This is a genomic window from Ekhidna algicida (assembly GCF_051379705.1).
Classification (GTDB): domain Bacteria; phylum Bacteroidota; class Bacteroidia; order Cytophagales; family Cyclobacteriaceae; genus Ekhidna.
In genome coordinates this window covers 756,038-768,554 of record NZ_CP179868.1, presented here as the reverse complement: position 1 = coordinate 768,554, position 12,517 = coordinate 756,038, and the positions used below count along the sequence as shown (strand labels likewise).

Annotated in this window: 13 protein-coding genes; 4 read left to right on the top strand and 9 right to left on the bottom strand. The window is 42.2% G+C overall.

All coding sequences use genetic code 11. The annotated features are described in order from the left end of the window. Positions 1–14: 14 nt before the first annotated feature. Together ACL8WY_RS03220 and ACL8WY_RS03215 are read right to left on the bottom strand one after the other, a co-directional pair. Positions 15–428, bottom strand: coding sequence for a cytochrome B (locus ACL8WY_RS03220; protein WP_436516956.1), 414 nt, complete (start codon positions 426–428; stop codon positions 15–17). A gap of 51 nt (positions 429–479) precedes the next feature. Next, entirely contained in the window at positions 480–1,991 is a 1,512-nt protein-coding gene (locus tag ACL8WY_RS03215; protein WP_436516954.1) for a M20/M25/M40 family metallo-hydrolase, read from the bottom strand. Positions 1,992–2,008: 17 nt separating this feature from the next. On the opposite strand from ACL8WY_RS03215, the gene ACL8WY_RS03210 reads away from it, so the two are divergent. Both ACL8WY_RS03210 and ACL8WY_RS03205 read left to right on the top strand, forming a co-directional pair. Further along, the gene (locus ACL8WY_RS03210) at positions 2,009–2,350 is read left to right on the top strand and encodes an HIRAN domain-containing protein (protein ID WP_436516952.1); all 342 of its coding nucleotides are present in this window, start codon (positions 2,009–2,011) and stop codon (positions 2,348–2,350) included. Positions 2,351–2,384: 34 nt separating this feature from the next. Further along, positions 2,385–2,795, top strand: a complete 411-nt coding sequence (locus ACL8WY_RS03205; protein WP_436516951.1) for a hypothetical protein — start codon at positions 2,385–2,387, stop codon at positions 2,793–2,795. Here the strand turns inward: ACL8WY_RS03205 and ACL8WY_RS03200 are convergent. Both ACL8WY_RS03200 and ACL8WY_RS03195 read right to left on the bottom strand, forming a co-directional pair. Continuing rightward, the gene (locus ACL8WY_RS03200; RefSeq protein WP_436516949.1) at positions 2,722–3,549 is read right to left on the bottom strand and encodes an alpha/beta fold hydrolase; all 828 of its coding nucleotides are present in this window, start codon (positions 3,547–3,549) and stop codon (positions 2,722–2,724) included. The two genes, ACL8WY_RS03205 and ACL8WY_RS03200, sit on opposite strands and share 74 nt — an antisense overlap. Before the next feature lie 56 nt (positions 3,550–3,605). After that, complete coding sequence (locus ACL8WY_RS03195) at positions 3,606–4,601, bottom strand: GAF domain-containing protein (protein ID WP_436518045.1); 996 nt, start codon at positions 4,599–4,601, stop codon at positions 3,606–3,608. A gap of 288 nt (positions 4,602–4,889) precedes the next feature. Between ACL8WY_RS03195 and ACL8WY_RS03190 the strand changes: the two genes are divergently transcribed. Beyond that, on the top strand, positions 4,890–5,288 hold the full coding sequence (locus tag ACL8WY_RS03190; protein ID WP_436516947.1) for an alkyl hydroperoxide reductase: 399 nt from the start codon (positions 4,890–4,892) through the stop codon (positions 5,286–5,288). Further along, positions 5,285–5,698, top strand: a complete 414-nt coding sequence (locus tag ACL8WY_RS03185) for a DoxX family protein (protein ID WP_436516946.1) — start codon at positions 5,285–5,287, stop codon at positions 5,696–5,698. Before ACL8WY_RS03190 ends, ACL8WY_RS03185 begins: the two co-directional genes overlap by 4 nt. Here ACL8WY_RS03185 and ACL8WY_RS03180 read toward each other — a convergent pair. The 5 genes from ACL8WY_RS03180 to ACL8WY_RS03160 form a co-directional block, all read right to left on the bottom strand. Further along, complete coding sequence (locus tag ACL8WY_RS03180; RefSeq protein ID WP_436516944.1) at positions 5,687–6,892, bottom strand: succinylglutamate desuccinylase/aspartoacylase family protein; 1,206 nt, start codon at positions 6,890–6,892, stop codon at positions 5,687–5,689. The two genes, ACL8WY_RS03185 and ACL8WY_RS03180, sit on opposite strands and share 12 nt — an antisense overlap. Then, a complete protein-coding gene (locus ACL8WY_RS03175) occupies positions 6,870–8,747 on the bottom strand; it encodes a CBS domain-containing protein (RefSeq protein ID WP_436516942.1) in 1,878 nt (625 codons plus the stop codon). The genes ACL8WY_RS03180 and ACL8WY_RS03175 overlap by 23 nt, the downstream gene beginning before the upstream one ends. Positions 8,748–8,844: 97 nt before the next feature. After that, positions 8,845–9,555 (bottom strand): SIMPL domain-containing protein, encoded by a 711-nt coding sequence (locus ACL8WY_RS03170; protein WP_436516941.1) that lies wholly within the window; start codon positions 9,553–9,555, stop codon positions 8,845–8,847. A 205-nt stretch (positions 9,556–9,760) separates the two neighbouring features. Then, on the bottom strand, positions 9,761–11,059 hold the full coding sequence (locus tag ACL8WY_RS03165) for a cryptochrome/photolyase family protein (protein WP_436516939.1): 1,299 nt from the start codon (positions 11,057–11,059) through the stop codon (positions 9,761–9,763). Further along, positions 11,056–12,516 (bottom strand): SDR family oxidoreductase, encoded by a 1,461-nt coding sequence (locus ACL8WY_RS03160; RefSeq protein WP_436516937.1) that lies wholly within the window; start codon positions 12,514–12,516, stop codon positions 11,056–11,058. Before ACL8WY_RS03160 ends, ACL8WY_RS03165 begins: the two co-directional genes overlap by 4 nt. Position 12,517: the final 1 nt, after the last annotated feature.

Genomic DNA, 12,517 nt, shown 5'->3' with positions numbered 1-12,517 from the left:
CCAGTCACTAATAACTATATCCGATCCCAAGGAATACCTAGCAGCATCAATATCAGCGACATGCCGAAGAAGATGGACTGAAATCGGAATTTCACTTGAGCGTCCTGTGTTTTCTTGCTGATCGATCGGCCTACTTGTGCAGCAGCCACAGCAAACAGCATCAAAGCCAGGTGCTCTACCGACCAGAATCGAGATACCGGATCGCTCATGTTGTACGTAATGAATGGACTGTAGAAGAAATAAAGTATCAGTCCTGTCAAAAGCTGAAGGTGCATCATTCCTACGAAAGCCACTGCCACGATTTTGTCAAACTTAGAGTAGTTCGATCCACCGAATAGACCTACCAGTGATTTGAGCACAGCGATGACAACTGCTACAAGGATTAGCCATCTAAGACCGGAGTGAAAATGAAGTAGAAATGTGTACATAGTGAGAAATTTTCGTCAAATATAATCTGGCCAACGCATTACCACTCAATTTTATTTATCCATTGTCATCAGGGCGCTCATTAGCTTGATTCCGTACCACAGATTTCCGATTCTGAGATTCTCATCTGCCGCATGCTGATTGTTATCATGATTAGCAATGGGAAGGATAATAGCTGGTTTCTTTAGTTCATCAGTGAACAGATAAAGTGGGAGGGAACCACCGAGTGTTGGAAGCAATATCAAATCATCACCAGCCACATCTTTTGTTCTCGCGATCACATCTTGGGTAATCGGCAGGTCCATCGATGTACGCGCGGCAGGATATCCGCTTTCGCGTGTCACCTTGGCAATCTTTGGGTATTTCATCCGAGTCTCCTGATCAGGATCTTCTCTAACAATGTGAAAGCCTTGTTTGCGGATATGTGCTTCTACATAATCCTTTTGTTTTTCAGGATCACACCCTTTCACCAACCGCATACCGATTGCTGCCGTTGCGGTGGATGGCACGACATTTCTGGCAAGCTTACCGGTATTTCCACTGCTCAGTCCTCTAATTGTGAGTGAGGGAAGGAGTAGTCGTTCATTGTATGATTCGGTACCTTCAGGATCATTGATGCCAAGTTCTTGTTTTAACCCTTCATCTACCAATGGGATGCTTTTCATGGACTCTTTCTCTAGCTCACTCAAAGGCTCTACATCATCGTAATATCCATCGATCACGATATTGCCATCTGCATCTTTCATGCTTGCGATAAGTTCGGAAAGCAGCTGACCCGGAACCGGCGCCCAGTTACCATAATGTCCGCTATGAAGTGGTCGATTGGGACCATAGGTGGTGATTTCCATACCTGTCACTCCACGTACACCAAAAACCAATTGCGGTTTACGCGACTGGTGAACAGGCCCATCGCAAAATAGCCAAAGATCGATCTGATCCACCAATTCACGGTTGTCATTCAAATACTGTTGAAGCTGTCTCGACCCTGCTTCTTCTTGTCCTTCGAAGAAAAATACCAGGTTTGAGGTGGCCCTCATTTTATTTGCCTGGATCAAATCCAACGCTGTAAGTATGGTGATGACGGGTGCCTTATCATCGCCGGCGGAGCGCGCATAAATTCGGTGCTCTTCATCAACTTCATCAAAGGCAACAGGGAAATCGATCGGCTCTCCATCGTCAACCATCGCCTTGGAATAGTAGGTCGGTTCCCAGGGATTATGTGTCCATTTGGTTTTATCGGCAGGTTGCCCATCGTAATGCACATAAAAGGCCAGCGTTCGTTTAGCGCCTTTCACCGGATAGTAGCCATATACAATCGGTGGAGTGCCGACCATTCGAAGGAGCTTCGTTTCTACACCTCGTTTATTTAGCTCAGCTATAATATGCTCAGCATTCTTGTTAATGTTTGGCAAGTCGTAGGCGACATTCGGGATTGCCAGTAGCGTTTTGAAATCATTAAGAATCTGAATGGCATTTTCCTCAATGTGCTTTTCAGCTAGCTTATTGATATCCTGTGCTGAAATGGTAAAAGATAACAGGACTGAAAGTGCATAAATGATGCGCATGATTTTTAAATTTGATTGTGGCTAAAATTATTAAGATACCATCTGTATTTGTTTATGATACCAAGGTTGTTGGTGTGTCTAAAGATAATCAAGATGGATCGTCCCGACAGGAGATTATCAGAAATGAGGTAGAGGAGGAAGATAAGTTGAGTCTGGAGGCTGAGCCTGGTAATTCATTTGATCCCAACGCCATCAAAGTACTTTCAAAAAAGGGTAATCAGATCGGGTATTTGAACAAAGAGATGGCAGAGACCATTTTGCCGGCCATTAAGAACGAAACGGAAATCCATGTAACGGCTAAGTGGGTGAATGGAGAGAAGATGCTGGGCGTTGGTTTAAGAATCGAGTTGGTGAGCTGATCTAACAGAATCATTATTTGAGAGTTCTACTCTTATGGCAATCAAAATACTTATTGATTTTGGTTTGGTCATCCTCATCTGGATGACCCAGTTGGTCGTTTATCCATCATTTACCTATTTCGAATCCAAAGATCTGGTACGCTGGCATGGGAAATATACCACAGCCGTTTCCTTTGTTGTGATGCCTCTGATGATAGCCCAGCTGGGATTACATAGTTATGATTTATCCGTGTCGTTTAGCTGGTTTCGTACACTAACTTACCTATTGGTATTGCTGACTTGGGTAAATACCTTTTTCTATGCTGTGCCACTTCATAATCGGATTTCAGTGGGTTCGGATGTTAGCAACTCGGCAAAAAAACTGGTGGTAATTAACAGGTATCGGACGGCACTGTGGTCACTGGTTTTTCTGATAGGTCTTTTTGAGTATCTAAAAAACGCATGATCTTAAGGTTAACCAAATCAGGTTGGTCGATGTTGCAAATGTGTCCTGCCTTCGGAATAAGTTCCAATTGAGCTTTGGGCCTGTTTTGAGTAAAACGAATGGCACTTGGCAGAAACATGTAGTCATCTTCACCCATTAGCAGCAGCATTTCATTACTGATTTCTTGCTGATAAAATGACTTTAAGAGTGTGAAAAACTCACTGTACAAGCCCAACCATTTGAGGTACTCTTCTTGTGACAACTTGCGAGCCTGCATTTGATACACTTTGCGAGCCAGCTGGTTTCTCTTTTTAGGCATTAGCAGAAAAGAGAATATGCGGTACATCGATGAGTAGGAGAGGAAAATGTTTAATGAGCGAGCAACATGTACAAATGACTTAATCATCCAGTTGGCATCAAAGATCCCACCGATAAGGACCATCTGGTCGACAATTCCGGGTTTTCTTTTATAAAGTGCCTGCATTAATACACTGCCGAATGAGAGCGTAATGAAGTGAGCCTTCTCAATTTTTTCCTTGCTTAGCACTTTGAGGATATCCGCAGCTATCAAATCGAAATCATACGAGTCGGCAGAAGGTTCTATGTTTTTTGATTTGCCGTGATCTCGCAGATCAATTGCCAATAAATTGAAACGATCCTTTAAAGCTTTGATCTGGAGTTTCCAGGTTTGAACACTGCCTCCGGCACCATGCAGGAAGACCACCCATTGATTTGAAGAAGGACATAAATGTTTTTGATAGTGCAGCGTTTTCACGCCTAGTAAACCCAATGTGAACGAGATGGTTTAGGTATCTTTTGGAAGTTGGATTTTTAGCCCTTGATCTTTTTGATCATCTCGGATTTCCTGATGTAAGTCTCGTTGAGTTTTCGAGTGAATTTATCGAGCTCCTCCGATACCGAATGAATATACCCGCTGTACTCTTTCAATTTTTTAGCATCCAGGTTTTCGTCATTTTCAATGATGGAAGAAAGCCCCAAGAGCGTAGTAACTGGCCGTCTAAGCATATGAGAGATATCAAAAGAGATCTGCTCGATGGTGTTTTCATACTCCACACGGCTGGTGATATCCTGAAAGGTGCCAAACCAGGTAATGGTTCCGTCTTCATTTCTTTCAGGTTTGGCCATGCATAGGTGCCAGGTGACTTTGCTTTTGACCCGAATTCTAAATTCAATGTTGAGGTCAACCATTTTTTCTGCAGATTCTCTCAAGCTATTTACCAGCAGTGGGAAATCTTTTTTATAAATCAATCGCTTCAAGCCATTTACATTTTTCCTGAGCAATCCTACATCCATATCCGGATCTATGTTGTGCACGCCCTTGCTGAGAAAGGGGAATGTGACGTCTCCTTTGGGAGATACTTCAAGCTGAAAAATGATGCCTGGTGCTTGATCGGTTAGTTGCTTCAGCTTTTCCGCATTGAGCTCTATGTTACGCTTCTGCTTCAATATGGTCTTTCTACCATTGAGGTAGCTCATGACTCCTTCAGCTAATATGTGCAGAAGCCTTTTTTGTTTATCAGTGAAATTATGGGGTTTCATGTCCATGAGGCACAGCGTCCCAATCGCATGTCCACGAGGAGTTGTCAAAGGAATGCCTGCATAAAACCTTAATTTGGGATTTTGCTTTACCAGGAAATGATTCATTGTGCGCTCATCTTCGGAAGCATTCTCAACCACCAGGATGTCATCAGGCTTTTCTATCACAAGTTTGCATAAAGACTGTTCAATCGGGAAGGAGTCTGAGGTAACGCCAACTTTAGCTTTAAACCACTGTCGTTTTTCGTCTAAGAAAGAGATAAGCACAATGGGAACATCAAAAGCAATCGAGGCGATTTCTGCAATCTCATCAAGCTGCTTTTCCGGAGTGGTATCCAGATTTGGTAGGATAAAAGTTCTTTTAGGCGTCCCTGCTCACTCATTTAGGCTGTTGAGTTAGTTAATCTTGGTGGTGAGAGCAAATACTGGTAAACTTTCAATAAGTTAAAAAAGTAACACGATTAATCAAAAAGTGTTTTATTAATCCATTTTTTGAGATTTAAAACAAACTTGCTTAACAATTCGAATAGCTGCGGGTTTCTACCCTAAACTGAATCCATGAATCTAAAAAGTTTGTCTCTTGTTTTGCGAATCGCAGCGATCTACAATCTCCTCTGGGGAGCATGGGTGGTTTTGTTTCCCAATCATTTCTTCGAGCTTGTGGGAATGGAACCTCCGCTTCATACAATGATCTGGCAAGGTATGGGTATGGTCATCGGTGTGTATGGTTTGGGCTACTGGTGGGCAGCTCAAGATCCAATCACACACTGGCCAATTGTGGCTGTAGGTTTTCTGGGTAAGATTTTTGGGCCACTTGGCTTTCTAATGAATTACCTCCAGGGAAACATACCGTTTGGGTTTTTCTATACTTTGATCACCAATGATTTCATCTGGTGGGTCCCATTCTTCTTGATTTTGAAGAAGGCGGCTGAGCACAATAAGATTCAATGGATATGAAGAAAATAAGTGTTTTCGTACAGGCGGCATTTTACATTTTTGCTGGCGCCAATCATTTCATCAACCCGGATTTCTATCTACCATTGATACCTGAGTACTTTTTGTTCCCAGAGTCGATCAATTACATCAGTGGATTCTTAGAGATGCTCTTTGGCTTGATGTTGATGCTTGATGCCACGAGGAAAATTGCTTCCTACCTAATCATTTTGATGTTATGCACCTTTATTCCATCACATGTATACTTCATCCAAATAGGTGGTTGTATAGAAGGAGGATTGTGTGCGCCTGAGTGGGTAGGCTGGGTTAGGCTATTCGTGATCCATCCGATACTAATCTGGTGGGCATGGAGTGTCCGTAATTACATCAAATTTGTGAAGCCAAAAATGAAGAATCCCTGGTCAAGATTTTAGCCAAGGTGCATTTTCATATTCATCGTATCGTGCATGTGCCTCACGGTTGTACATGAGAAAGTTGTTTTGATCTACCTTGATATGGCGATAACCGAATAAATGAAAGATGTCTTTGGCCAGGAAACGTGCAATTCGCTTATTTACCTGTAATCCTGATCTGTTCTCATCAATCCACCGAACGCCGGGAAGATAGGCTAGGAGGCGATCAAAACGATGTTTTCGTATGATTTCGGATATTTTTAGAAATGGATTCCAGATTTTCTTGATAGCAAAGAATCCATCCTCACCTTGAGGCTGATAGAGCGGCATGAATATTCTCCCATCATCCTTCGCTATAACAGGCTTTCCATCGCTATCTGCCACGTGTTGGTGGCGTTTTATACGTTGAAAGTTGTAGAATCCGGGGATCATCTGGAAGTCTTCCTCATCCTTGATGGCGTATCGAAAATAGATTTCATAGATATGCCTGACATCACCGGTAGTTTTGGCGAGAATGTTATTGTGATGTTCATATCTGCAATCATCCCTTTGAATGCATCTGCAAAAGACGAGGGATAGGTAAATAAAAGAGACGCAGTTTTCAATGGAAGCCATGTCATCATGCTGGCCTGCCTCAAAACCAAATGCCACATAGCCTAGCTCGTTGATATAGCTAAGTATGGGACCACTTAGGTATTCTTCAATTCCTAAAATGATTGGTAAAGGATATTGAATGGTAAAGTGTCTGTTGAGCAGACTATCGTTTACGGTAAGAAAAGGAAGGGTTGCACTGGAGGTCGTGTGCATATCAAAGAAGTAGAAAGGGCCTTCTTCTTCCCTTAGAATCTGACTTAACACCCTGTTGATTTCAATTTGCTCAGCCTGATCGTGATGAATCGCGGGATTGCCATTTTGAGGTAGTGAGGCCAACAGATCTTTGGTCCAGAGCCGATTTAGGTCCTCTTTGTGATAGCGCACACCATTTTTCAAAGCCCACAGATTACCTGCTATTCCGTAGATAGTACCACAGACATTTTCAGCTTCTAGTCGTTCAAAAACATGCTTAAGTGCAAAAACACCTGCGGGTTCATTTCCATGAATACCACCCATAAAGACTAGGGTAGGCCCTTTTTTATGTCCCTTTATATGACCAATAATTCGGTCGACTTCTATGGTGCTATCGAGTGCTCTACTATGCACTTTCACTTTGGTCATACTGCTTGATGTCTTTTATGGTGACAATGCCGATTAAATGTTGGTTATGCACCACAGGGAGACATCCAATTTCATTTTGTTTCATGATTTTTATCGCTTCTTGTATTTGCATTTCCGAATGTGCGAGTATTACGCTTTCATTCATGATGTCTCGAACTGTTAAAGTATCGTCATATGGGGTGTTTTCCTGGAAACGCTCCATGTGTGTCCAGGTAAGTATTCCGCATATTGTGCCATTGTCGCACTCTACAGGGAGATGATGAATATTTTTCCATTGCATAAGCTGTGTCGCGAGCATAGCTATATCATCAGCTTTGACCGTAAATAGCTTGGTAGACATAATATGTCCGACTTGGTAAGCGTGCTCATGTGTATTGGAAACATCCGGAACATCAGGCCATTGGTGTATGGGAAGGTCTTTCTGCTGATTCTCATACATATTTTTGGTCAATGCCAAAAGGGCATCATCCTTTCTGGTGGTCCTTTTCAGACGTCTGAAATTACTTATGCTCCACTGGGCTCCGGTTTGCTTGATTGCACGTTGATCAATGATTTCAAGCAGACGATTTGCTGTTTTTGAATCTACCTTGGCCTTAGAAAGCCCTTCATAGGCAAGTGGAAGCAACTCCCTGGTTATTAAATCTTTCACTGATACAAATCGATCTTTCCACTTCAGCACAGATTGCTTACCTGTTCGGGCTGCTTTAATAAAGTTGGCTTTAACATCCTGAAAGTCCATTTGATTGGCAATGTCGTTGTATAAAGGCGACCTACCTTTCATCAAACCCACCCAAAACGCGAAATTGGCCATCTGATCTGTGATAGAGGGTCCTGAAGGAATGTATCGGTTCTCTATCCGTAAGTGAGCAGCCGACTTGGTCGCACCATAGCATGCACGGTTCCAGCGATAAATGGTGCCATTGTGGGTATTTAATGCTTCTAGCTTAGGTATTCTACCGTTTTCAAGCTCTTCGAGTGAGGATTGCTCGATAGGTTTAGAAAGGATGATTTTGTGCTGAGCTATATCATTTTTATAAATATCCGCGACTGTTCCATATTCCCAGTCTTCTCCGAAACTGACTCTTGAAGTCTGATCTTTCAAGGCATAGGTAGAATGTCTGGTATCAATACTTTGCTGAAAAAGGGCAATTCGCGTTTCGCTCCAAAGCTCTCTGCCAAGAAGGAGTGGAGAGTTGGCGCAAATTCCCAGCACCGGACCGGAAATGGCTTGCGCCCAATTGTAGCTTTCTACAAAATCCTCTGGATCAACCTGAAGATGTAGCTGGAAGCTGGTGTTGCAGGCCTCCATCAATACGGAATCGTGCGTGATCGATAGCTCATCGACTCCTTTGATGTGCAATTGAAAATCCGCTCCCCTCATTCCTTTTACCATTTCATTCAAAGACCAGTACCGTGGCTTTGGCGTCATGTATTCGAGGGATAGTTCGGTCTTGCTGATCGTTGGTAATATTCCGGTTAGCAGTATTTGCGTGTCTCTTTCATTGGCATGCTTCCCTGCTTTCTCGAGGAGAGTTCGCAGTTGAGTCTCCATCTCATCCAGACATGTGGGACTTACCTCAACAGGATCCAGGTTTATCTCCAGATTAAATCTGGCTAGTTCGTTGGTAAAGTGTGGGTCATCGATGGCTTTCAGAATGTCATCTGCATTTTTTTCAGGTCGCCAGTTTTTTGAAATTAGACAGAATTCTTGCTCCGCTCCAATCCGACTGATTCCCGATTCGATCAGGTTTCGTTCGAGCATAAGCTCCAGACATTTTACGTCGTTGAGAAGGTGTCTGATGAATTGTGTTTTCACCAAATCCTCAGATGCAGACTTAACTAATTGATCTCCCATTTTTACCCATATTTAATTGGATAAAGATTGGAGATTAATGTGTTGCGTTGAATGATGAATGACAGGTTAAGGAATGACTTGGGTCACATCATTAATTTTAGTCTTCAATGTAAAATTGCAGGGTTGAAACAATTCTAACTTTTTTGGTTACGCCGGAATTTGGATCCAAATCATTGATGGAAAAAAGCCCTTGATTTGCAGTCTTTATTTTACCAACTTTTGAGCCCGAATCTCGGGCAAATTTCTCCGCAGCTTCACGTGCATTTTTAGTGGCTTCCTCAATCATCCCCGGCTTGATTTCATTTAGTTTGGTATAAAGATATTGAACAGGCTGCCAGGTGTTTTTAGAACCGATGACTAAACCCTGCCCAATGATACTTGGAATCCGGTACATCGCCTGACTCATTTTATCCAATTTAGTGGTGCGAAGATTGAAGTCTACTTTAGCAATATAGCGGTCTTGGTTGTAGGCACTTTGTCCTCCATAAAGTAAGGCTCGATTGTCTTGGATAGTCGGAGCACCTACAGTCAATTCAGCATCCGTAAAGTCAAGACTTGCAAAAAAATCTTGAAGTACTTTCGTTTGTTTTTCCAGCGTTTGTTGGAGCTGCCCAAGATCGTTGCCAGATACTGTTAGTTGCAATGGCCAAGTAGCAATGTCTGCCTCAACTTCCCGCTCTGCCAAGCCTTTGACTGTGACAGTTCTGTCAAGCTTTTTTCCTGCTACATAGGTTTGTCCAATGAAGTAGCCAGAGATTACAATTGCAATGGAAAGGATAATAGTGGAGGGGAGTTTAGCCTTTGACATATTGTGTGATTTTGATAGTGAATATACTAAAGACGAATGAATCCACGACAACTTTAAGGTCTGATTGATTAGAGTCTGATACTTAGTTGAAGAGCTTAATTACTCTCAATATAGATAGAAGTATTACCCGTAATAAGTATAGTTAACTAACTGAATAATAGTATTTTAAATTTTTTAATTATATAATACTAAAATAATTAGTATTCTAGTTAAGTGCGCCCTTATAAACATCTAAACATCTTTCCCTGGCTGCCTTATGTTCTACGATTGGATCGGGATAGTGTTTCGTGTCTATTTCCGGAATCCACTTGTTGATATACTTTCGATCTTTATCAAATTTGTCCGTCTGAGAGTACGGATTAAATATTCGGAAATAGGGCTGAGCATCCACGCCTGTTCCGGCCGCCCATTGCCATCCTCCATTGTTGCTGGCGAGTTCGTAATCCAATAATTTTTCAGCAAAGTATGCTTCACCCCAACGCCAATCTATAAGCAAATGTTTGGTAAGAAAACTGGCCACAATCATGCGCACACGATTGTGCATGAAGCCTGTTTGATTGAGTTCTCGCATGCCGGCATCCACGATTGGATACCCGGTTTTTCCTTTCTTCCATTTTTCAAATTCTTCCTCATTGTTTCGCCACTTCACATCGTCATATTTACGATTGAAATTGGAGTCGACAACCTGTGGAAAATGCCATAAAATAGCTTGGTAAAAATCTCGCCAGATTAATTCATTTAGGTACTTCTCATTGAGTGCATTTGCACGCCTTACAAGTTCTCGAATACTCACCGTTCCGAACCGTAAATGAATGCTCATTCTGCTTGTTCCTCTCATGGCTGGAATGTCTCTTGTTTCGTCGTATGTGTCTACTACTTTTTCATTCAATTCTCGTGAAGGAAATTCAATTCCCGCCGGCTCAAATCCGATCTCTTTTAGTGATGGAATTTTACGATCAGCAGCCTGATTCCAATTCGTTTCTTCTTCTGATTTGAATGAGTTAAGATGACCGCCGGTTAGCGTCTTTTTCCAAAGCTTACTGTATGGAGTGTACACCACATAAGGATCACCATTGTCTTTGACAACCTCATCTTTTTCAAAAATGACATGGTCTTTTTTTGCTTTGAACTCAATGCCTTTTTTGCTTAAAAAATCATAAACCTCTTTATCTCGTTCGCGTGCATAGGGTTCATAATCCCGGTTAGCCCAAACCGTTTTTACCTCATAATCCTCCACTAGGTTTTTCCAGATTTCGATTGGTTTGCCCACACGCACATCCATGGTTCCACCATGCACTTGGATTTCATTTTGCAGTCGTTCGATCTCTTGATGAATGAACTCAACTCGTGCATCTTTTTTTGGTAGTTCATCCAGAATGTTAGTATCAAAGATGAAGACCGGTTGCACAGGGTTCTCCTCCTGATGCGCATGATATAGTCCTCTGTTATCCTCCAAGCGGAAGTCTCTTCTGAACCAAAAAAGGGTGACTTGTGGTTTACTCATTTTTGTTTTGATTGATACGAAATCAGATTCTTTGCCATGTTTCTAAAAATCGGACCATGTAGTGGAAACACCAGATACCAATACAATCTTCCCCAAAGCCCCAATGGTCTGAAAGTGGCTGTTTGAACTAAGCAGTTTTGTCCTTCATTGCGCTTAATCCTAAACTCTAGCCAGGCGTCTCCCGGTAGTTTCATCTCTGCAAATAGCAAAAGCCGATATTCTTTCTTGTTAGCGTAGAGTACTCGCCAAAAGTCCAATGCATCTCCTCCTTTTAAGTCATTTGGACTTCTTCTGCCACGTCTCAAACCCACACCTCCAACCAACTTATCCAGGAAGCCTCTTATCCTCCAGAGGAAATTTCCATAGTACCAGCCACGCTCGCCACCAATCGCCCAAACATTTTCAATCACTTCATTGGGATCTCTATCGAAGGGATATGTTTTCACATCTTTAAAGCATCCGTGCTTGGGAGCTTCCAGCTGCTGGAGAAATGAATAACTGAAATCCGGATTGGAAAATGAATCTTTCCAGCTGGAGACAACCTGCTTTTGATTGATTCTTAAAAAGGTACGCTGCAATGATTCTTTGTAGCTTAATTTTTTTATCGGCACGATAGCATCGATGCTGTTGTCACGGACAATAACCTCGTTTTTCATGCTATCTACGAGATTTCGCGCCAGTCTATAGGAAGTGGAAGTGACGAGATATAGCCAAAGGGATGAAAGCTTGATGGTTAATACAGGGACCGTGAGAATATACCTTTTGAGGCTCCTGACTGCTGCGAACTGCAAAAGCATTTGCTTGTATGTGAGGATATCTTTTCCACCAATATCGAATGTTTGATCAAAGGCTTTTTCATGAGCGAGTACTCCCATTAAGTATTCCAGGACATTGTATACACCAATTGGTTGGCACTTACTATTGAGCCATTTAGGTGCTATCATAACAGGAAGCTTCTCTACCAGATCTCGAATAATTTCGAATGATGCACCTCCGGAACCAATGATAATGGCAGACCTCAACACCGTTACACTGGCCTTTGCCTGCTTCAATATCTCTTCTACATTTTGCCTGGAAGAGAGGTGATCTGACAATTCTTTATCATTGGCAATTCCTCCCAGATAGATGATCTGATTGGCATTGGTTTTGTCCAGGTATGAAATAAAGTTCTCTGCTGTGGTTGCCTCTAGCTTACTAAATTCCTTGCTATTGGAGGTTAAAGAGTGAATTAAGAAATAAGATACCTCAATGTCTTTTGGAAGTTTTTCCAGGCTTTCCCTATCAAGAAAGTCACACTCTACGACTTCCACAGATTTTAAAAATTCTTCATCAAAGTCTTCGAAATCAAACCTGCGCTGATCTCTAACCGGACATACAACCTGATGCCCGGCGTTAACCAACTCAGGAAGTAAACGTCTGCCAATATATCCTGTAGAACCTGTGAGTAGTATTTTCATT

Coding starts and splice junctions, on each gene's coding strand:
- ACL8WY_RS03220 (WP_436516956.1), bottom strand. CDS start 428: ATGTACACATTTCTACTTCATTTTCACTCCGGTCTTAGATGGCTAATC.
- ACL8WY_RS03215 (WP_436516954.1), bottom strand. CDS start 1,991: ATGCGCATCATTTATGCACTTTCAGTCCTGTTATCTTTTACCATTTCA.
- ACL8WY_RS03165 (WP_436516939.1), bottom strand. CDS start 11,059: ATGAGTAAACCACAAGTCACCCTTTTTTGGTTCAGAAGAGACTTCCGC.
- ACL8WY_RS03190 (WP_436516947.1), top strand. CDS start 4,890: ATGAATCTAAAAAGTTTGTCTCTTGTTTTGCGAATCGCAGCGATCTAC.
- ACL8WY_RS03180 (WP_436516944.1), bottom strand. CDS start 6,892: ATGACCAAAGTGAAAGTGCATAGTAGAGCACTCGATAGCACCATAGAA.
- ACL8WY_RS03160 (WP_436516937.1), bottom strand. CDS start 12,516: ATGAAAATACTACTCACAGGTTCTACAGGATATATTGGCAGACGTTTA.
- ACL8WY_RS03185 (WP_436516946.1), top strand. CDS start 5,285: ATGAAGAAAATAAGTGTTTTCGTACAGGCGGCATTTTACATTTTTGCT.
- ACL8WY_RS03175 (WP_436516942.1), bottom strand. CDS start 8,747: ATGGGAGATCAATTAGTTAAGTCTGCATCTGAGGATTTGGTGAAAACA.
- ACL8WY_RS03205 (WP_436516951.1), top strand. CDS start 2,385: ATGGCAATCAAAATACTTATTGATTTTGGTTTGGTCATCCTCATCTGG.
- ACL8WY_RS03170 (WP_436516941.1), bottom strand. CDS start 9,555: ATGTCAAAGGCTAAACTCCCCTCCACTATTATCCTTTCCATTGCAATT.